Genomic DNA, 19,217 nt, shown 5'->3' with positions numbered 1-19,217 from the left:
TCCCCAGAAATACGACATCTGGCGGTGCGCGGTAAGATAGAAAAAGACTATAAGTGTGGCTAGTGGCTTGCCCCCTAAAACCCCAATTCCATTGTTATATTTAAATACATGGCAGTACTTCACAAACAAACTCAACGATTCTTGCTGCGAATTGCAGGCATTATCGTCCTTTGTATTTGCAGCAATGTCATGGCCCAAGAAAAGAAAGGCCTGTCAGAAGAAGAACAATTGGACAAAATGCTCGAACATCATAACGAGCGTTACATGCCCAGAGCTCTTGGTTTTAGTGCAGGCTATGCGACACCTGATGTATTTGACTTTTCCATTTTTACTTTTCTTGACGTTTTACCAATCAATATTACAGATGGATATAGTATCCATGTCGGATACGAGCCCCTCCATTTAAGGGTTGACGATTTCGGAGCTTCCGATGACGCCCTGTTTGCCGCAGGAGAATGGTTTCTTTTCAATGGAATTGATGCCGTTGCTAGGAAAATAAGGGGGCCCGAATCAGATGGCCCTGGCGTCTTGGTTTTGGCGCCGCTCTTTATCTGGTGCGGAATGGTTTACATCCCCCTTGTGCCGGGTTCGTGGCTAGGCATTAACGACCAAAACCATTTTACAACACATGTGATTCAAGAAGGCTTCCATGCGCGCAGTTTTACTTATACAAACGATTTAAGTTTGCGCTTTTCAGCGAGACCTTCTAGTTCTGGATTTCTTTTAGATACAGGAATTCGTTTTGAAAAGAACTTCGCTGAAGATTTCAAATACCGGTTCTTTGTTCAACTAGGTATATGGGGCAGTGGGTAAAAAAATGAAAAATAAAAAGATGTTTTTTAATAGCCTTACTTTTCTGTTCATCGGTTTCCTAGTCGCGTGTTCTACGCCGACGATTTCTAGCGATGATTCCGATGAAATTGAACTGACGTCATCAAGCAAGTCGTCTTCATCAAGTAAGAAAGAAACATCTTCGTCTAGCGACAAAAAGGTTTCTTCTAGCAGTGAACGTGTTGAATCTTCGTCTGCAAGCAAAGAAACATCGTCTAGTAGTGAAAAGATCACGTCTTCAGATAAATCATCATCTAGCAATAAAAGCTTTTCTTCAAGTAGTGAACAAATTGAGCTCTCGTCAAGTGATGAAAAATCTTCCTCCAGCGTTGCAATAAAGTCGATTTACGAAGCTGTGGAAGAATCCGGCTTGTACACGACTAGGGATTCCGTGGCGGCATACCTCTGCAAGTTCGATAAATTGCCGAGCAACTATGTCGGCAAGAACGAAGGAAAGTCCTTGTACGAATCTAAGACCGGAAAGACTTTCGATAAATGGAATTTTAATCCATGGACAACAATCGGCGTAATGATCGGCGGCGATACGTTCAACAACTATGCGGACAATCCGGATAATTATCACCCCACATTGCCCGAAGGAAATTATCACGAAGCGGATGTTGATTACTCCGCCAAGAATCGCGGAACGAAACGCCTGATTTACCAATCAGATTGCGTTATCTACTATACCGCAGACCACTACGAGACTTTCAATAAATTGGAAGTCCGCTAATCCCTACGTCCACAAACTGGTAATAAACATCGGGCTCGCATCGTCTGCCTTCTTGAAGCCGCAATGTTCGTAGAAGGCGAGCTCTTCGTTGTAGGCGACCACGACGATGCGGAGGTAATCCTTGTATATTTCATGGACCTTGTCGACGAGGACTTTGCCGATGCCTTTGCCCTGGTATTCGGGGCGCACGAGCAGGTAATGCACGTAGGCGTTCATGATGCCGTCATCCATCGCGCAAATCATGCCGATGAGTTTGTCGCCGTCCCAGGCCGAGATGACTGTCTTGAAATTCTTCATCGCGACGACGAGTTTGTCGGGGAAATGTCCCGAGGACCATTCGACGGAGAGGAAAAGGTCCTTTAAATCTTGTTCCGAAAAATCGTGGATGTCTTTGTATTCAATGGCCATGTTTTATTTTTCCCACCGGCGGTAAATGTTCGCGAGTATCGCGCCGGAGATGTTGTGCCATACGGAGAAGATGGCGCCGGGAACTGTCGCCATCGCAAGCGACGAGAAAGCGGTCGCCGCAAGGCTTGTGGCGAGTCCGGAATTCTGCATGCCGATTTCGATGGAAAGCGCCTTCGTCTTGGGCGTCGAGAATTTTAGCAGTTTGCCGAGGCCAAAACCGCAGCCGTAGCCGAGCAGATTATGGAGAATCACGACGGCGAATACGATAGCACCGGTAGAGAGAATCTTCGAAGCATTGTGCGAGACAACTGCAGCCACAATCATCGCAATCGCAATCACGGAAACGAGCGGTAACACCTTCACAGCGCGGGCTGTCCACTTGCCAAAGAACTTGTTGATGACGAACCCAAGCGCAATCGGCACAATCACGACCTTCACGATAGAAAGGAACATCGCCATCACATCCACGTTCACGGTGGTGCGCAAAAGCAGGTAGGTGATTGCCGGCGTCAATACGGGCGCGAGCAGCGTGTTCACGCTTGTCATGCCTACAGAAAGCGCCACGTCGCCTTTCGAAAGATAAGTGATGACGTTACTGGAGGTGCCGCCCGGGCATGTGCCTACGAGAACAACGCCCGCCATCAATGCGGCGTCAAGTCCGAACGCCTTGGAAAGCAAAAATGCAAGGGCTGGCATCACGATAAACTGCGCTGCACATCCGATGGTGATTTCTTTCGGTCGCGCAAATACAAGTGCAAAATCGGTCAGCTTGAGCGTAAGCCCCATGCCGAACATTACGACCATCAGCAGGTAATTCACCCACGAGAGTTCTATCCAAAGCGTCGCTTTCGGGACAAACAGCGAAAGCGCCGCGATGGCCAAAACCACGACCGCCATCCACTTACCCACAAATTCACTGATTTTTTCAAGAATGTGCATAGTTGAACTCGCTCTTTAAACTTTGTATCCGTACTTCCTCAATTTTTCGACATACTGCGGGTCGCCTAAGCGGGCCTTCGATTCGGCCATGTGCTTACTATTGTCCTTGGTGGCAAAGCCGAGCTTGATGCGGAGCGCGATGACTCCGCTGACGATGCCGAATAGCGAGCATAGAATACACGCCAGGGTAAGCTTTGTGGAATTGCTCCCTTGTACGACAGAAGTTTGGAGCAAGACTCCGCAGATTATCGCCATCGACAAAAGGAACAGCGCTCCCTTCGCGTAGAATTTTGCATTCTTGCTGCGCGGGTCGAAACCGTCAATTGCCACCTCGCGCCAACGCCTGTCCAGGTATTCGCTGCGACAGGCCTTGCACTCGCGAATTGGGCTGCCGTACATCCACATGTTGCAAGCTTCGCGATTCTTGGTCTTGCATTCCGGGCAAACCCATTCTGCATAATTCATCTGCATAACGCCTCCTAAAATCTGTTAGAAAGATAGTCTTTTTTATCGTGTGCGACTCAAATTTCAATGCTTTCTTCGTCGCTCTTGATAAAAGCCTTGAGACGTTCAATGGTATGGTCGAAATCGTTCTTGATGGAACATTCCCAAACGGTGGCGACGCGGTAGCCTTGTAGCGAAAGCTTCCAGTTGGTTTTGATGTCGCGAACGACATTGTTCGTAAATTTTTCGTTCCAGAATTCGGGATTGCTTTTGGGGCGACTGGTGAACTTGCAGCCGTGTTGGTGCCAGAAACAACCGTTGATAAAGATGACCACGCCGTATTTAAGAATATACAGGTCGGGCGTGCCTGGCAAATCGCGGCGGTGGAGTCTGTAGCGCAGCCCCGCTTTAAAAAGAGCCCGGCGTACCAAAATTTCTGGTTTCGTATCTATGGAATGAACCGCCTGCATCATCTGCGAGCGGTTCATGGGAATTCGTTTTTTCTGGCGATGTTTCATCGGCCCGAGGCGCTGTTTTATTTCACGATTCCGACGTCGCTTGTTTTGACAAAGCCGCGGATTTTTTCACCGAGGCGGATTTCGACGAAACCACCCTGTTCCGAAAGCACTTCGAATGTGGTGCCTTCAGAAAGCGTGTTCAGCGTTTGCGACTTGTTGTTCGGGGCGCTGGTCACGTCGGCATCCTTGGCGGTTACGACGCCTTCGATGTCGGTTTCGGCGACAAAAATCTTGTAGCCGGCACTCATGGCGATAATGCAGAAAACGCTAGACAGCGCAAACATGACGCCAATCAGCACGTTCTTTGCCCTACCGCTACGACTGATGCGTCTTGCGATTGCGGCAAGTGCAATTGCCCAGAAAATCCCGAGCAATACCCACATTTGAGTCCTTAAAGAAAGCGCGTGGTGGGCTTTGAACAGGCCGGAGAGAAGCGGGTTTTCTTCACCGTCTTCTTCCACCTTGTCGCGGGTCATGGCCTGCGCGTACTTGAGGTTGTGAATAATGTCGTCGTTGTTGGGGGCCAGGCGGAGTGCCGACTTGTAATAGTAAATGGCAAAACCGATCTTGCCTTCTCTAAAGTAGGCGTTGCCTAAGTTGTAGTAAAGGTCTGAATTTTCGACGCCGTTGTCAACGCAGGTGCGCCATTCGTCAATGGCTCGCTCGAACTCACCTTCGTTATAATAGACGACGCCGGATTCAATCCCGTTGCAATGTTCTGCCGCAAAACCTGCTGTCGCCAAAGCGACCATCATGGCGAAAAAGATAAATACTTTCAGTTTCATATTATACCTTCAATCCTTCGCACAATTTTTCGACATCTTTCAACATTTGTTCCTGTTCGTCCTTGGTCGGATTCACCGGAGCAAAACGCGCGAACGCGCACTTTTCAAGCCAGCTGTCAATGGCCGCAATCGTTTCGGCCTTAATACCAAGCTTGGCAAGTTCTTCCTTCATTTGCGGGCGAGTCATGCCCTTGAATTCCAGGTTGGTCTTGTCGCTCAGGTAATCGATCAAGCCGTTTTCGAGGGCGGCATAAAGTGCCTTGGCGTCGCCCTTCTTTAATGCTTCGCGGGCGTTTGCAAAACGGGCCTTGAGCATCTTGTCGGCCTTGCCCTTACGCACCAGGGCTGCATCGCTGTTGTGCTTGCGGCGGCTACGCACGGCAAATGTTACAATCAGGTAGAAAGGAATCGCGGCGGCAAAGATCACCCAGTAAAGAATGCTCTTGTAGGGGGCGGTCGTGTCGCTGGCGTCGTTCACCTTATGGATAAAGCGAATGTCAGAACCCAGCGATTCAATTTCTTGCTTCTGCACGGCAGCGGGGCCTTGGGCGACCGGTGCCTGGAAGATTGCCTCGGCAGCGGCTTCACCCTTTTCTACGACAACATTCCAGGGGCCGGCCTTGGCGGTTTCGTAAGCCTTTTTGCTGGGGTTAAACCAGGAGTAAGAAATTTCGGGAATGGTGAATTCACCCTTCTTTTTCGGGTACAGGAACACGCGAATGTTCTTGGTGGTCACCACCTTGTTGCCGACAATCTTCTTGTTGATTTCGTTTTCGGGCGGCACCGAGCGGAACTCGCCAAAGTCGGGGAGCTTGGGGTCGGTAATGGAACCCGGCAGACCGTCACCTCTGATGTTGATGGTGAGCGTCATGGCTTCGCCGACCTTGAGGTTGGTGCGGTCGAAGTCTGCATTAAAGGTGTAACTACCGACCATGCCGCTAAAGTTGGCGGGCTTGCCTTCGGTAGGCAGCGGCTTTACCGTAATGTTCACCGTGGGGGTCTGCGTTTCGGTTTCAACAGATTCCTGACGAATCGATTGAGCATGGAACGACATGCCGCCCATTTGCTTTTTCTCTTCAACCACCTTGGGCTCGCCGCGCTTGGTGTACTTGAACTTGAACGGCGGAATTTGCAGGTTGCCGCTCTTGGTGGGGCTGAGCCAGGCGAACTTGGCGCTGGCCTGCATTTCGCGACGGCTACCTTCGACCGGTTCGAACTTCATGCTCGAAAGATCGCTACGGTGTACAATAAAATCGTCGCCTGTGTTCATGTCGGTGGCCTGCAGGCCGCCTTCAAAGTGCTCGAAGGTGTGGAATCCGAGCGTCACGCTGAACTGTTCGCCTTCGTAAATGGACTTTTTGCTCGGAGTCAGGCTAACGGCCAGAGCGTCGTCGGTGTAGGCGCGCTGAATGGTAATAGGAACATCGCCGGTAAGGTTGCGTTTTTGTCCGTCGATGGTTAAGAAAATCTGTCCGACGCTGAGTCGGCCCGTCTTTTTCGGGGCTTTCAGCTTAAAGGTGTAAACGCGGGCTTTGTAACCGCTGCGACTTCCGCCACTGAAAAACGAATTGAACATGTCTTCCATGCTGGGGCGAATCACCTGGTCGGTACTGTCGATTCCCATGAGGGTGAATCCGTTTGCAGGTTCCATCTGCAAATCGCTACGGTTTTCAGGAAGTTCTGCTAAAGGGAATACAAGCTGGAGTCCAAAGGTCTTGCCCGATTCCACGCGTTCCCGGTCCACTTGCAGGGACGGCCGTGCAGATACGCACAGGGCAGCGGCTAGGCAAAATAAGGTAATTCGTTTCATGCCCCAAATTTACCAATTTTTACAGAAAAAGACCAAGGCGGGGGCGGCCTCATCCCTGCTACAGCCCGGATAATAAATTTTTCGAAAAAAGTCGCTGAATATATACTTTTTCCCCTTGACGCGTTAGTAAATTTTTGTTAAATTTGGCGCGCTGTTAAAAAATGGCGATAAAACGTCGAAAATAAAGGATGGAAGGAAATATGTACTGCATTCTCGCTGCCCTGCTGGTCAAGAGCTTCAAGAAGTACGCCAAGCGCGCTTAATTTGCCGCCTGGCTATTTTTTTTAGATTTCTCTCTCTGGTGATTACCGGTTAAGCTCCATTGGCTGACCGGTGTTTTTTTTTGCCTTAATCGAAGTTTAGAGAGCGGCGGTAGGGGGTAAAACCGGCGTTTTTGATGAAATTTTCAGCTTGTTCGATGGTCGTGAGGCCGTGGTTCTGGAGCACGTTTTCTTCGATGACGATGCTGTTGATGTCGTCGGCGCCGGCGTGCAGGCCGAGTTCGCCGAGCGAAAGTCCCATTCCAAGGAGCGAAACTTCGATGTGGGGGATGTTGTCGAGGAAGATTCGGCTTAAGGCCAAAAGTTTCAGGTATTCGTCGCCGCGCACGTGGCGGATGGGGAACTTGTCTGTCTGCGGCTGGAATGTCCAAACCACAAAGCTCTTGAACCCGTTTGCAATATCTTGAGTCTTGCGCACGTAATCTAGATGCTCGATGATTTCTTCGGGCGTTTCGACGCTTCCGAAAACAATGTTCGCGCTGCCGGGGAGCCCTTTCTTGTGGCAGGCGGCAAGCGTGTCGCACCATTTTTGCGCCGGGAGCTTTTTCGGACTCAAGATTTGGCGCATGCGGTCGGAGAGTATTTCTGCACCGGCACCGGGAACGGAGCTGAGGCCTGCTTCCTTGAAAATATCGAGCAGCTCATCGAGGGAAATCCCGTTGAATTCGGCGATGCGCACGAGTTCCACCGGCGAAAATCCGCGGACTTTTACGCCGAGTTCTTGCGTAAGCATTTTCAGGACGTCGGTGTAATAGCTGAGCGGAATGTCCTTATTCACGCCGCCCTGCAGAAAAATCTGGTCGGCACCCTTGGCTTTTGCTTCAAGAGTCTTCTGGCGGATTTCGTCCAAACTAAGCACGTAGGCTTCTGGACTATGCGCCGGGCGGCAAAAGCTGCAAAAACTGCAAGTGATTTCGCAGACATTCGTGTAATTCACAATGCGAAAAGCCGTGTAGCCCACTTTGCCTTCGGGGTGCATGCGCTTGCGGATTAAATCACCAGCCTGCACCACCTCGGTCCACGGGGCGTTCTTCAAAATGGTGAGAGCCTCGGCCGGTGTAAGCCGAACGCCATCCACAGATTTTTGCAAAAGGGAATTCATCGGTGAGTAAGATAGAAAAAAAGTGGCGTATCCTTTCCATATGGTCTCTGTTTTTAAATTCGACGGGGTGCGAAATGTATATTTGTATGTGTTAAGTTAGTGAGGTTCTTATGACTTTTAAGAAGTTGTTTGCGTTTGGACTTGTTGCTGTGGTGTTGGTCGCTTGCGGCGACGATGCTAGTAGCGGGCCTGTGACCGGCTCCAATGAGGATTCATCTTCGTCTGTTTGCGGGGACTGCAATGATTTGAGCAGTTCCTCCAGCGTGATTGCGAGCGATGCGACGCAATCTAGTAGTTCTTCTGTGATGTTGTCGTCGAGTAGCAGTGTTCCCGTGAACGATGAGGATTCCTCGCTTGTAGTTAAGGGGACTATGACGGACTCCCGCGACGGTCAGGCCTACAAGACTGTGAAAATCGGTACGCAGACCTGGATGGCTGAAAATCTGAATTATGCTTATACTGGTGTTCCCTATAAATTTGTGGATAACGAATCTAAGGAGTACACCTCTGATTCCACTAGCTGGTGCTATAACAATGATCCGTCTAACTGCACCAAATACGGTCGTCTTTATACTTGGTCTGCGGCTATGGATAGTGTTGGCATGTGGAGTACAAACGGCAAGGGATGTGGAATAGGCGGGGAAGGGGTAGAAGCGGATTGTTCGCTGACATATCCGGTGCGAGGAATTTGTCCTGAAGGTTGGCATTTGCCTACGCAAGATGAGTGGGAGAATCTTGTCAGCGCTGTTGGAGATTCCGCGGCTATGAGGCTTATGTCGGCAAGTGGTTGGTCCGATGGCGGCAACGGTACTGATGATTATGGTTTCTCGGCATTTCCTGCTGGCTCAAGGGAGGTCAGTGGGGTTTACTACGATGAGGGCAATTACGCGATGTTCTGGAGTTCTACTGAGACCATTAACGACTATGGGGACTGCGAGTGTATTCTTGAATATAATTACGATATTTGTAAAGAATCCGCGAACATCATGCTCTTGAACTACTCCAACCTCTACCACTATTGGGGCGTTAGTTATGGTGTTAAGGCCACTGCGAATTCTGTCCGTTGCGTGAAGGATGAATAAGCTGAATAAGGCGAGTGCTGCGGTCTGTTAGCTGGAGAATGGTTTATGGCTTTAAAAAAGTTTTTTGTGATAGGTTTTGTTGCTGCGGTATTGGTTGCTTGCGGCGACGATGCTAGTAGCGGGTCTGTGACAGGCTCCAATGAGGATTCTTCCTCGTCTGTTTGCGAGGATTGCGATGGTTCGAGCAGTTCGAAGGCGAAGTCCAGTAGTTCTTCTGCGAAATCAAGCAGGAGTTCGGCGAAGTCGTCGAACTCCGTTGCGTCGAGTAGCAGTGTCCTTGAGGGTTACGTAGATCCATCGACTGTAGTTAAGGGGACTATGACTGATGAACGTGATGGTCAGTCATACAAGACTGTTAAAATCGGTACGCAGACTTGGATGGCAGAGAACCTGAACTATGCCTATTTGCAACCCACTGCGGAACTAGATTCCTCCAGCTTCTGCTATAATGATAGTGCGAGCTATTGCGAGAAATATGGTCGCATGTATCTGTTAAGCGCCGCTATGGATAGTGCAGGAATATGGACTTCAGAAGATAAGAGCTGTGGCTTCGACAAAACCTGCAACCTGGGTGACGACTATGTTCAGGGTATTTGCCCCGTGGGCTGGCATCTGCCTACGCTAAGTGAATGGTTTGTGCTTCTGTCTGCGGTCAACGGGGCGAATTATGGAGGAAACGAACTCAAGGCTACTAGCGGTTGGAACGATAGAAGTTATCCCGGTAGTGGCAACGGTACAGATGCTTATTCCTTTGCAGCGTTGCCTGCTGGGTACAGGGCAAGCAGTGGATATTTCTACGAAGAAGGCGACTACGCATACTTCTGGAGTTCTACTGAGTACACTGTCAGCGATGCGAATGTTGTTTACTTGTATTACAAAACCAATGCGGTGGTCCAACACTTTGGAGATCGGGCTCACGGGCTTTCCGTCCGTTGCGTGAAGGATGACTAATAGCCCTAAGGCGGAAGAAGATGAGTCGTTGAGCGAACATTCTGGAACGTTTTTGTTCTTGGATTGAAAGGGAGATGCCCGCCTGCGCAGGCATGACAAATTAGGAATCGTTGAAATCGGTTTTTTAAGGGCAGGGCTGCAATGAGGGGGAGGCCTACCCCTTTGTGTGTATGCCAATATTTCTTTAATTTTTCACGATAAATCAAGCCAAAATGCCCCCGATAATTGTATTTTTCTTTCGGTACCGAACGATACCTTTAAAAATGCACAAACTGCAAAAAAGGTTAATACTATGCAAGTTGATTTGAACACTGTCGATTGGAAGACGCTCCCCTTCGGTTATTATGACACCGATTACAATGTACGCTGCTACTACCGCAATGGTCAGTGGGGCAAAATCGAACTGTCTTCTTCCAAGGACATCAGCATTCACATGGCCGCTACTTGCTTGCATTACGGCCAGGAAGGTTTTGAAGGCCTCAAGGCTTACACGGGCAAGGACGGCAAGGTCCGTATTTTCCGCGTCGACGAAAACGCCAAGCGCATGCAGAACACTGCTAACCGCGTACTCATGGCTGTTCCGCCTGTTGAATTGTTCCGCGAAATGGTCCACACTGTGGTGAAGGCTAACGCCCGCTTTGTGCCGCCGTATGGCTACGGTGCAACGCTTTACATCCGTCCGCTCCTGATCGGTATGAGCCCGGAAGTCGGTGTGAAGCCTGCTGACGAATACTTGCTCATGATGTTCGTGACTCCGGTGGGTCCGTACTTCAAGGACGGGTTCAAGCCGGTGGACATGATGATTAGCCGCAACTACGACCGCGCTGCTCCGCAGGGTACGGGTACGGTGAAGGTCGGCGGTAACTACGCCGCTAGCCTCCAGTCCCTTGCAGAAGCTAAGAAGCTCGGCTACTCCAGCACCATTTATCTGGATGCCAAGGAAAAGAAGTACATCGACGAATGCGGTCCGGCAAACTTCTTCGGTATCAAGGGCAAGACCTACGTGACCCCGAAGTCCGAATCCATTCTGCCGTCTATCACCAACAAGAGTTTGCAGCAGCTGGCTGAATACCTCGGCTACACCGTGGAACGCCGCCAGGTTCCGTTCGAAGAACTCGCTGAATTCTCCGAAACCGCCGAATGCGGTACCGCCGCCGTGATCACCCCGATCAAGAAGATCGTGGATCCGGTTGCCGGCAAGGAATTCACCTACGGTGACGGCAAGAATCCGGGCCCGGTTTGCACGGAACTCTTCACGAAGTACACTGCTATCCAGTTCGGTGAAGCCGAAGACCCGTTCGGCTGGACTGAAGTGGTTGATTTGTAATCGCTGCTGAAAACAGTATTGAAAAATCCCGCGGAGAAATCTGCGGGATTTTCTATTTTGACGATTGAAAAAAATCTCTGGAGGAGACGAAAATGACTTGTGCAAGATTCCTTGCTGTTTTTGGTGTTGTTGCGCTGTTTGTTGGATGCAGTGGTGAAGGTGCTGCTGGTTCAAAGACAGACGGGCTTCCTGCCGGAGTGGCGGACAAGGCGGAACTTGAAACTTACGAATGCAATATGGATGTTGTCGGCGAGAAGGTCTATGTGGAAGACCTTGAGCTGAATTACGAATGCGATGGTGAAAAGTGGTTTGAGTTTTACGACCAGACGAAACCGAAATCTTCTAGTTCGATTTCTTTGGCGGATTCAAAAACATTGTCTTCTTCTTCGCGTTGCGAAGACTGTGACGGTCGAGGCGTTTCCTGTAGTGCTAGCGAGTCTGCCTCGTCTTTAGATGAAAAGCAATCATCGTCGAGTGAAGAATCTTTAATGATATCAAGTTCATCTTTGTCAATGTATTCATCTTGCCTGGCAGAAGTTTCTTCTTCAAGTATTGTCGTAATTTCTAGTTCGGCAACCCTCACGGTTTTGCCTCCTGGAAAGTATGACTGCTCTGTTTATAATTGCATGAGCACAGACCATCTAAATCCCGATGTTGAATATGGCGAATTGCTAGATGAAAGAGATAATCAGGTGTATAGAACCGTAAAAATTGGAAATCAGATTTGGATGGCCCAAAATTTAAATTTTGCAACATCATCTTCGGCTTGTTTACTTGATGATTCAACGAAATGTTCCTTTGCTGGTCGGTTATATGCTGCTGGATTCGGAAATAGTATTTGTCCTGCAGGTTGGCATGTTCCTGATAATGGTGAATGGGATACTTTGTTTGTGTCTTGTGGTGGTAGTAGAGATGAAAGATATGAAACAATTTGGAACTTGGACGTGCATGCGCATTCAGGTTGGCAGGTAGGTAATGGAAGTAATAAAAGCGGCTTTTCAGCAATAGCATCTGGGTCGAAATCTTATAATACGAAAACGAAAGAAACAACATATAATACAGGTGATTTTGCTTATTTTTGGAGTTCTTCCGTTAATGAAAATGGTTATAGGTTTTACTTTGTGACTGGGTATTATGGGAATTTCCTTAGAATTTACGATGTTGTAGGTAGGACTGTATCATATTCTATTCGTTGTATCAAGGACTCTGAATAAGTTCGGGGCGTTGCGGGGTGTCCCCGCTCGAGAGGGTAATGGAAGACCCGGCTAGGGCGGGATAAAACGGAGATCCCGGCTCAAGGCCGGGATGACATTGGGGTGGGGCCGGGGCTGCAATTAGGGGGATTCTTCCCCCTTTTTTAGTTTAATCTCTCTTTGAGGCGCGTGTAGCGGCGGGTGCTGCGGTTGTTGCGGACGGCTTGGTGGAAGGCGCCGGGGGCAGAGAGAATCCACACGTGGCCTTTGGCGCGGGTGATAGCGGTGTAGATGAGGTTGCGCTGCAACATCACGTAGTGGCTGGAGTCGAGAATCACGATGACGGCGGGATATTCGCTGCCCTGGCTTTTGTGGATGGTGCAGGCGTAGGCGAGTTGCAGTTCGTCGAGTTCGTCATCTTGGTAGGTGATAAGTTTTTCGTCAAAGAAGACGGCAATTTTGCGCTTTTCCTTGTAGATGCTGTAGACGATTCCGACGTCGCCGTTGAACACGTTTTTATCGTAGTTGTTCTTGATTTGCATGACGCGGTCGCCAACGCTCCAGCCGATGCCGACCATTTTGTGGCGGGGAACGCCTGGATTCAGCAGGTCTTGCAGGAATGGGTTCAGTTCGATAATGCCGAGGGGGCCTTTGCGCATGGGTACAAGAATCTGCAAGTCGGTTTTTAAGTCGATGTTGATTTTGCTGCGCACACCCGTCGCGATCAGTTGCTGTAAGTGGAGCTTGGCTTCTTCGGGGGTCTCGAACGGAACGAAGTGGAAGTTCGGGCCTTCGATCGGGGCGGGCGTGATGCCCTGATTGATGCGGGCTGCTTTGTCGGCGATGTCGTTGTCGCCGGATTGCCTAAAGATGTGCTGCAGGCGGACGCTTGGGATGCGCGGACATTGCAGCAGATCGTTGAGCACGTTGCCGGGGCCTACGCTTGGGAGCTGATCGGCGTCGCCTACGAATACGATGCGGGCAGTTTCAGGAACGGCGTCCAACAGCGAGGCCGCCAGCCAGGTGTCCACCATACTGAATTCGTCGACAATCAGCAGGTTGCAATCGAGCTTGTTGAACTCGTTCTTGTTGAATTTCTTGGTGACCGGGTCCACTTCTAGCAGGCGGTGGATGGTGTAGGCCTTATCGCCGCAGCAGTCGCCCATGCGCTTGGCCGCGCGGCCCGTCGGGGCGGCGAGCAGAATGTTTTCTCCCATTTTGCGGGCTAGATGAAGGATTCCTTTGAGAATCGTCGTCTTGCCGGTGCCGGGGCCGCCGGTAATGATGCAAATCTTGTGGGCGATAGCAAGGCGAATTGCTTCGCGTTGCGTGGGGTCAAAGCTGAACTTGTGTTCGCGTTCCCAGTCCACAAGCTCACGCTCGAAGCCGTAGGTCGGCAGTTCGTTTTCGCCGAGGCGAGCCTTGATGATTTCGGCAATTTTCTGTTCGGCGTTGTCGAGCGGCGGGAAAAAGCAATCATCGCCGTGGCGCTTGATACGGCCCGATTCGCAAATGCGCTTGAACTGCTCCAACAGATTCTGGATTGCATCGTCATCGGTGACGTCGATGCGGAGATTCTTGAGCGTGCGGCCGATTAAATCGTTGCTTGGCAAATAGCAGTGACCGTCCGAAAGCGAAGCTTCTTGCAGCGAGTAAAGAATCGCTTCTTGTAGGCGCATGGGGCTGTCTTTCGGAATGCCGACTTTCATGGCGATTTCGTCGGCTTTCAGGAATCCGATGCCCCAGATTTCTTCACAGAGAATGTAGGGGTTCTCGCGGATTTTGCTGATGGTGTCCTGCCCGAATTTCATCCACAGCTTCTTGGCGACAGAACCAGTGATGTCGTGATTGTACAGGAACAATAATGTTTCGCGACTGTGGCGGTTTTCTTGCCAGCTGGCGAGGAACTGTTCTACCTTGGCGGCCGAAAGGCCCTTGATTTTTCTTGTGCGGAAACGATCGGGCTCGTAGTCGAGAATGTCGCGCAATTCTTCGCCAAAAGCGTCGACGATTGCCTGGGCGGTCTTGGGGCCGATTCCCGGAAAAAGGCCGCTGCCGAGGTAGGCTTCCAGATTGTTGTTCTGGGTTTCGACGATTTCAAAGTGCATGGCTTTGAATTGTTCGCCGAATTTGGGGTGGCGACCCCATTCGCCTTCGAAGCGCAGGTTTTCGCCTACGGAAAGTTCAGGCAAGGTTCCCGTAACGACCACCACCTTCTTAGTGCTACTATCAATAATCCGCAGGACGGTGAATCCGTTCTGCGGACTATGAAAGGTAATCGACTTGACGGTTCCTTCGAGAATCACGCGAATTATCGTGCCTTGGGAACTTTACCTTCGTCCAGTTCGGGGTTCCAGCGGTCAGGATCAAAACCTTCCATCTTGGTAAGGTATTTGCCGCGAGTGCAAAGCAGGAATCCGAGAATGGCTGCATCGTGCAGGGCAATCACAAGGGCGGTTTTGTAGTCGAGACCGAATCCGAGCGGAGCGCCCTTCAGGTTTTCGGGGCTCACCCAAAGAATGTAGTCGCAGGTAATGAAGGTCATGAACATGCACGGAATAAGTGCAATCCAGAAGTTCTTCTTTTTGCTGCGCAGGTAAACCGTGGCCACGCAAAGGCTGCACACGGCCATGAGCTGGTTACTCCAGCTGAAGTAATTCCACAGGATGTTGAAGCCTTCGGGGTTCAGGTTGCTCCAGAAAATGATGGCAGCGCAGATGGCAAACATCGGCACGGTAAGGAGCAAACGGTTCTTGACAGAGGTCTGTTCCATTCCGGTGAGTTCTGCAATCGTGAGACGGAGGCTGCGAAGGCTGGTGTCGCCACTAGTGATAGCAAGAACAATCACGCCGACCACAACGAGAATCGAAATCGGAGCCCAAGGAATCACGGTAGAAACGAGAATGCTCAAGACCTTAACGCCCGATGCGCCGGTCAAGAGTTCCGGCATCTGGTGGTAAATGAACATGCCACCGGCAGCCCAAATCATACCAATCAGGCCTTCGATAATCATCATGCCGTAGAAAGTCTGACGGCCAGTCTTTTCGGTGACTTCGGTGCGGGCAACAAGCGGGCTTTGCGTGCTGTGGAAACCACTAATGATACCGCAAGCAATCGTCACGAAGAGCATCGGGATAATCGGCTGTCCGCCTGGATGCTTGTGGAAGTTGCTCATGATGTCGTTGAAGCAGAAGTTATCGAGCACGTTCAAGTTCGGGATGATGCCCACGAAAATGGCGAGAGAAGCAAGAATCAGGAGCGCACCGAAAATCGGGTAGATACGACCGATAATCTTGTCGATGGGGAAGAAGGTGCTTGCAAAGTAGTAGGCGAAAATGCAGGCGACGGCAATCCAGAACAAGGTGGGCGATACCGCGGAACCGGCAAGAATCGGGGTGTTAATGAGGGCTGCAGGCGTGTTGGTGAAGACGGCGCCCACCAAGATTAGGGCAACCGAGATCAACGTCATCACGATTTTGGCCGGACCCTTGCCCAAGAATTTGCGGGAAAGTGCCGGCACGTTGTAGCCGTTGTTGCGCATGCTAATCATGCCGCTGAAGTAGTCGTGCACGGCACCGCCAAGCACGTTACCGATAGGCAGCAAAATGAAGACGATGGCGCCGAACTTGATGCCGAGAATCACGCCAATCACAGGACCGATACCTGCAATGTTCAAAAGCTGGATCAGAACGTTTTTCCAGTGTGCCATGGGAACACGGTCAACGCCATCCGGGTTTTCGAGGGCGGGAGTCTTGCGGTCATCGGGGCCGAAGACACGTTCAACGAATTTTCCGTAAGTGAAGTATCCGCCGACAAGAATCGCGATACCAATCAGGAATGTAATCATGTGATGCCTTCTTTTTTAGGTTTGCTTTTGTTTTAGAAATCTTCTTCAGTTGCCGGGGCTTCCGATTCTTCGATAGCGGGGGCGGCCGGAGCTTCTTCTACAGGTTCTTCTGCAGGGGCTTCGGAGACGCTTGCGTCGCTAGATTCTTCGACGGGAGCTTGTTCTGCCGGGGTTTCGGTTGTTTCAGCCTGAGATTCTTCGGTCTTTGCTCCGCGGACATAACCCTTATCCTTGGCGATTTCGTCGGGAGTTTTGTCCTTGCCGAATTGCGACTTGAAATAAAGTACGTTGGTCGTGAAGCTGGACTTGCCGGCGTAATCGTAGCCGATAACCGGGTGCAGCGAACTAATCTGCAGAGCAATTGCAATGCCGAAACGGAATCCGTTGTTACCCTTGACGGTAATGTCGGGGTAGATTTCGTTCTTTCTGAAAATGTCGTAAGGGTCTTGTTGGTAGAGCTCGCCGTAAGACAGCATTTTGGCGCTCTGGTAACCAAGCGACATCATGACTTCGAAGAAGTTGACGGGCTTGTAACCGAAAACGAACGAGAAGTTGTGTGTTGAAATGTCGAGCCCCAGCTTGCCTTCGAATGCGTCGGGGCGGTAGCCGATGGTACTGGAATTGTAACCGTAAACAATACTCACGTCAAACGGCTGGGCTGCCTTGGGAAGCATGTACTGGAAAAAGTGACCGAAGCTGTACTGGAATCCGATACCGAACAGGCTGAATTCGCGGAGTTCGCTGATGGAAGGCAGGTACATCATGCGGAGTACGGCTCTGAAGTGGTAGAAGCTTGCGCCCATCTGCAGGTAAGGGTAGGTGAATACGCCGAGGCCGTTCAGGGTCTTGTTACCGTAAATGGTGTCGGAAGGTGCTTCTGGATTGCCGTGGCCGCCAAAAATGGACGGCTTGCCGTCGTAGCTCTTGTCGTCATCGCCAATCGGAATAATCGAAATGGGAAGGCCCGCTTCAAACGTGAAACTCTGCGGCACCGAGGCGCTTGAGTACCAGTTGCTGTTGAGAACGTTGCCCAAGTTGTCGATGATGGGCTTGACATAGTCGGCGCGATTTCCATATTGGCTGTCGAAGGCGGACATGGATTCGAATTCGCTGGCCCAGCCGCTTCCATCCATGGCGAAAGCGGAACTAGCCCCTAAAACTAATGTAGCGATTAAAACAAGCTTTTTCATACGGCGGCAAAGATAGAAAAGGCGCCGCTTGGGCGCCTTGTGTTAAAATTGGTATTGTACCGAAACGCTAGCAAAAACGAAGGTTTGCCACAAATACGGGTCTAGATCGTTATTGTCGATTCGGGAACAATGAACGTTTTTGAACCAGTTTTCGTAAATCTTGATGGCCGGAACCATGGCGAGATCTTCAGTAATATAATAGTGAATGTTCATGATGACCGCAAAAGCGGATCCCATAAATTCGGAATCGTAAACGTCGGGTCCGAAGAAGGCGGAATTTTCGGATTTCACGCTGCTGTAAGAATAGCCCGCGCCAAGTCCGATTTGGAAAAATTCGGGGTAGAATAAGTTGTATGTAACTTCAAGTCCGGCACGCCAAATGCGCACGTCTTGCTGGTAGGAGTCTTCGGGGAATCCAGTGATATCCTGTTCCGATTTCCAGTACTGGAATCCAAGGCCAAAGGTGAATGCGCCGAGGTTTACGCCGAGCATGAGGTCCGGTGCTGCGGCGAACAAGATGGAAGGCGGATGAATGTCGCCTTTGATGCCGGCGGTATCTTTGCCTGTAAGAACTCGGTCGTTGAAATCGCCCTTGGAAACTTGGGCGCCAAAGCCTGCGCTTACATAGTAAGTGCGCGGCCAATAGTAGTCTTCGGCAAAGGTAAAACCTGCCAAAAGACAAACGAGCAATGCGATGACTTTCAACTTTTTCATTTTCTCCAAACCTTTTTGTGAGCCAATCGTTGCTACTTGGCTGCGTAGTAGAACATCGCGTCGATGCACTTCTTGGCGGCAACGCGGGTTGCTTCGTCAAGTTCTACGTGCTGAGCCTTTTCCGGATGACGCAAGGTTTCCAAAATGTTTTCGAGTGAATTGGACTTCATGTACTTGCACATGCTGCAGCTGCCAATAAAGGTCTTTTGCGGGAATTCATACTGCATACGTGCGTTCAGACCGCATTCGGTGAGCAGGAGGAACGGGGTTCCTTCGGGCTGTTCCTTGATGTAGTTCACCATCTGGCCGGTGCTGCCCACGTAGTCGCTCAGGAGGGCGACGCCCGGGTGACATTCGGGGTGGCTGACCACCTTGAGGCCCGGGTTCTGGCTGCGGAAGAAGTTGATGAGTTCGGAATCGTAGGTTTCGTGCACGTAGCAGCAACCGCTGTGGAGCACGATTTCTTTCTTGATACCTCGCTTCTGCATTTCGTCGATTAGGTTCTGACCCATGAGACCATCCGGCACGAACACGATCTTGTCGTTTTCGAGGCTAGAGACAATCTTCATCACGTTGCTGCTGGTGACGCACACGTCGCAGTTTGCCTTCACGTCGGCGGTGGTGTTGATATAGCACACGAAGGTGTGGTCGGGATACTTTTCGCGGAGTGCCTTGACCTCGGCGCCGGTAATGGAGTCGGCGAGGCTACAACCCGTAAGCGGACCCGGAATCAGAACATCCTTGGTCGGATTCAAAATCTTGGCGGTTTCGCCCATAAAGCGCACGGCAGAGAACACTATCGTCTTTGCGCTCACCTTGGTGGCGTCTTGACTCAGCTTGAAGCTGTCGCCATCGTAGTCGGCAACGCCCAGGATGATTTCGGGGGCCACATAGCTGTGGGCGAGGATCACGGCGTCGCGTTCCTTTTTCAGTTCGTTGATTTCGTTGATGAGCGGGAGCATCTGTTCGCACTTTTCCATGGAATAGGTGCAAAGCACGGCGCCCGGCTGAATAGAGCTAAGACGTTTGTAGAGTTCTTCTGCAGTCATACCCCTAAATATA

At 50.6% G+C, this 19,217-nt stretch carries 18 protein-coding genes; 6 read left to right on the top strand and 12 right to left on the bottom strand.

Annotated features, from left to right (window positions below):
• Window positions 1–108 precede the first annotated feature (108 nt).
• Together QZN53_RS05510 and QZN53_RS05505 are read left to right on the top strand one after the other, a co-directional pair.
• Window positions 109–813 carry a hypothetical protein gene (locus QZN53_RS05510; RefSeq protein ID WP_163437881.1) on the top strand — a complete coding sequence of 235 codons (705 nt, stop codon included), beginning with the start codon at window positions 109–111 and terminating at the stop codon, window positions 811–813.
• 19 nt (window positions 814–832) lie between these two features.
• Window positions 833–1,564 carry a ribonuclease domain-containing protein gene (locus QZN53_RS05505; RefSeq protein WP_163437880.1) on the top strand — a complete coding sequence of 244 codons (732 nt, stop codon included), beginning with the start codon at window positions 833–835 and terminating at the stop codon, window positions 1,562–1,564.
• A 3-nt stretch (window positions 1,565–1,567) separates the two neighbouring features.
• On the opposite strand, the gene QZN53_RS05500 is transcribed toward QZN53_RS05505, so the two are convergent.
• The 7 genes from QZN53_RS05500 to QZN53_RS05470 form a co-directional block, all read right to left on the bottom strand.
• Window positions 1,568–1,972, bottom strand: coding sequence for a GNAT family N-acetyltransferase (locus QZN53_RS05500; protein WP_163437879.1), 405 nt, complete (start codon window positions 1,970–1,972; stop codon window positions 1,568–1,570).
• Between the two features lie 3 nt (window positions 1,973–1,975).
• Window positions 1,976–2,911, bottom strand: coding sequence for a bile acid:sodium symporter family protein (locus QZN53_RS05495; RefSeq protein ID WP_163437878.1), 936 nt, complete (start codon window positions 2,909–2,911; stop codon window positions 1,976–1,978).
• Between the two features lie 15 nt (window positions 2,912–2,926).
• Complete coding sequence (locus QZN53_RS05490; protein ID WP_163437877.1) at window positions 2,927–3,382, bottom strand: hypothetical protein; 456 nt, start codon at window positions 3,380–3,382, stop codon at window positions 2,927–2,929.
• A gap of 50 nt (window positions 3,383–3,432) precedes the next feature.
• Window positions 3,433–3,873 (bottom strand): very short patch repair endonuclease, encoded by a 441-nt coding sequence (locus QZN53_RS05485; RefSeq protein WP_163437876.1) that lies wholly within the window; start codon window positions 3,871–3,873, stop codon window positions 3,433–3,435.
• A 17-nt stretch (window positions 3,874–3,890) separates the two neighbouring features.
• Window positions 3,891–4,658 (bottom strand): tetratricopeptide repeat protein, encoded by a 768-nt coding sequence (locus QZN53_RS05480; protein ID WP_163437875.1) that lies wholly within the window; start codon window positions 4,656–4,658, stop codon window positions 3,891–3,893.
• A 1-nt stretch (window position 4,659) separates the two neighbouring features.
• Entirely contained in the window at window positions 4,660–6,468 is a 1,809-nt protein-coding gene (locus QZN53_RS05475) for a BatD family protein (protein ID WP_163437874.1), read from the bottom strand.
• A gap of 348 nt (window positions 6,469–6,816) precedes the next feature.
• The gene (locus QZN53_RS05470; RefSeq protein ID WP_163437873.1) at window positions 6,817–7,851 is read right to left on the bottom strand and encodes a radical SAM protein; all 1,035 of its coding nucleotides are present in this window, start codon (window positions 7,849–7,851) and stop codon (window positions 6,817–6,819) included.
• A gap of 110 nt (window positions 7,852–7,961) precedes the next feature.
• Here QZN53_RS05470 and QZN53_RS05465 point away from each other — a divergent pair, with 110 nt between their 5' ends.
• From QZN53_RS05465 to QZN53_RS05450, 4 genes are all read left to right on the top strand, one after another.
• Window positions 7,962–8,933: a fibrobacter succinogenes major paralogous domain-containing protein gene (locus tag QZN53_RS05465; RefSeq protein ID WP_163437872.1), complete on the top strand. Its 972-nt coding sequence runs from the start codon at window positions 7,962–7,964 to the stop codon at window positions 8,931–8,933.
• Between the two features lie 45 nt (window positions 8,934–8,978).
• The gene (locus QZN53_RS05460) at window positions 8,979–9,884 is read left to right on the top strand and encodes a fibrobacter succinogenes major paralogous domain-containing protein (RefSeq protein WP_163437871.1); all 906 of its coding nucleotides are present in this window, start codon (window positions 8,979–8,981) and stop codon (window positions 9,882–9,884) included.
• A gap of 229 nt (window positions 9,885–10,113) precedes the next feature.
• The gene (locus QZN53_RS05455) at window positions 10,114–11,211 is read left to right on the top strand and encodes a branched-chain amino acid aminotransferase (RefSeq protein WP_367269179.1); all 1,098 of its coding nucleotides are present in this window, start codon (window positions 10,114–10,116) and stop codon (window positions 11,209–11,211) included.
• Window positions 11,212–11,303: 92 nt separating this feature from the next.
• Window positions 11,304–12,425, top strand: coding sequence for an FISUMP domain-containing protein (locus QZN53_RS05450; RefSeq protein WP_163437869.1), 1,122 nt, complete (start codon window positions 11,304–11,306; stop codon window positions 12,423–12,425).
• A gap of 143 nt (window positions 12,426–12,568) precedes the next feature.
• On the opposite strand, the gene QZN53_RS05445 is transcribed toward QZN53_RS05450, so the two are convergent.
• Genes QZN53_RS05445 through nadA form a run of 5 tightly spaced genes read right to left on the bottom strand, consistent with a single transcriptional unit; the run spans window position 12,569 to window position 19,204 of the window.
• Window positions 12,569–14,710, bottom strand: coding sequence for an ATP-dependent RecD-like DNA helicase (locus QZN53_RS05445; protein WP_163437868.1), 2,142 nt, complete (start codon window positions 14,708–14,710; stop codon window positions 12,569–12,571).
• A gap of 5 nt (window positions 14,711–14,715) precedes the next feature.
• Window positions 14,716–16,251 (bottom strand): carbon starvation protein A, encoded by a 1,536-nt coding sequence (locus QZN53_RS05440; RefSeq protein ID WP_163437867.1) that lies wholly within the window; start codon window positions 16,249–16,251, stop codon window positions 14,716–14,718.
• 32 nt (window positions 16,252–16,283) lie between these two features.
• Complete coding sequence (locus QZN53_RS05435; RefSeq protein WP_163437866.1) at window positions 16,284–17,441, bottom strand: DUF6588 family protein; 1,158 nt, start codon at window positions 17,439–17,441, stop codon at window positions 16,284–16,286.
• A 42-nt stretch (window positions 17,442–17,483) separates the two neighbouring features.
• Complete coding sequence (locus QZN53_RS05430) at window positions 17,484–18,155, bottom strand: hypothetical protein (protein ID WP_163437865.1); 672 nt, start codon at window positions 18,153–18,155, stop codon at window positions 17,484–17,486.
• A gap of 32 nt (window positions 18,156–18,187) precedes the next feature.
• Window positions 18,188–19,204, bottom strand: a complete 1,017-nt coding sequence (gene nadA, locus QZN53_RS05425) for a quinolinate synthase NadA (RefSeq protein WP_294651996.1) — start codon at window positions 19,202–19,204, stop codon at window positions 18,188–18,190.
• Window positions 19,205–19,217 lie beyond the last annotated feature (13 nt).

This window comes from uncultured Fibrobacter sp., from assembly GCF_900316465.1.
In the GTDB taxonomy this organism is placed as follows: domain Bacteria; phylum Fibrobacterota; class Fibrobacteria; order Fibrobacterales; family Fibrobacteraceae; genus Fibrobacter.
This window is presented reverse-complemented; position numbering and strand designations above follow the sequence as displayed.

Coding starts and splice junctions, on each gene's coding strand:
- QZN53_RS05485 (WP_163437876.1), bottom strand. CDS start 3,873: ATGAAACATCGCCAGAAAAAACGAATTCCCATGAACCGCTCGCAGATG.
- QZN53_RS05500 (WP_163437879.1), bottom strand. CDS start 1,972: ATGGCCATTGAATACAAAGACATCCACGATTTTTCGGAACAAGATTTA.
- QZN53_RS05460 (WP_163437871.1), top strand. CDS start 8,979: ATGGCTTTAAAAAAGTTTTTTGTGATAGGTTTTGTTGCTGCGGTATTG.
- QZN53_RS05430 (WP_163437865.1), bottom strand. CDS start 18,155: ATGAAAAAGTTGAAAGTCATCGCATTGCTCGTTTGTCTTTTGGCAGGT.
- QZN53_RS05440 (WP_163437867.1), bottom strand. CDS start 16,251: ATGATTACATTCCTGATTGGTATCGCGATTCTTGTCGGCGGATACTTC.
- QZN53_RS05490 (WP_163437877.1), bottom strand. CDS start 3,382: ATGCAGATGAATTATGCAGAATGGGTTTGCCCGGAATGCAAGACCAAG.
- nadA (WP_294651996.1), bottom strand. CDS start 19,204: ATGACTGCAGAAGAACTCTACAAACGTCTTAGCTCTATTCAGCCGGGC.
- QZN53_RS05475 (WP_163437874.1), bottom strand. CDS start 6,468: ATGAAACGAATTACCTTATTTTGCCTAGCCGCTGCCCTGTGCGTATCT.
- QZN53_RS05505 (WP_163437880.1), top strand. CDS start 833: ATGTTTTTTAATAGCCTTACTTTTCTGTTCATCGGTTTCCTAGTCGCG.
- QZN53_RS05495 (WP_163437878.1), bottom strand. CDS start 2,911: ATGCACATTCTTGAAAAAATCAGTGAATTTGTGGGTAAGTGGATGGCG.
- QZN53_RS05480 (WP_163437875.1), bottom strand. CDS start 4,658: ATGAAACTGAAAGTATTTATCTTTTTCGCCATGATGGTCGCTTTGGCG.
- QZN53_RS05435 (WP_163437866.1), bottom strand. CDS start 17,441: ATGAAAAAGCTTGTTTTAATCGCTACATTAGTTTTAGGGGCTAGTTCC.
- QZN53_RS05465 (WP_163437872.1), top strand. CDS start 7,962: ATGACTTTTAAGAAGTTGTTTGCGTTTGGACTTGTTGCTGTGGTGTTG.
- QZN53_RS05470 (WP_163437873.1), bottom strand. CDS start 7,851: ATGAATTCCCTTTTGCAAAAATCTGTGGATGGCGTTCGGCTTACACCG.
- QZN53_RS05450 (WP_163437869.1), top strand. CDS start 11,304: ATGACTTGTGCAAGATTCCTTGCTGTTTTTGGTGTTGTTGCGCTGTTT.
- QZN53_RS05510 (WP_163437881.1), top strand. CDS start 109: ATGGCAGTACTTCACAAACAAACTCAACGATTCTTGCTGCGAATTGCA.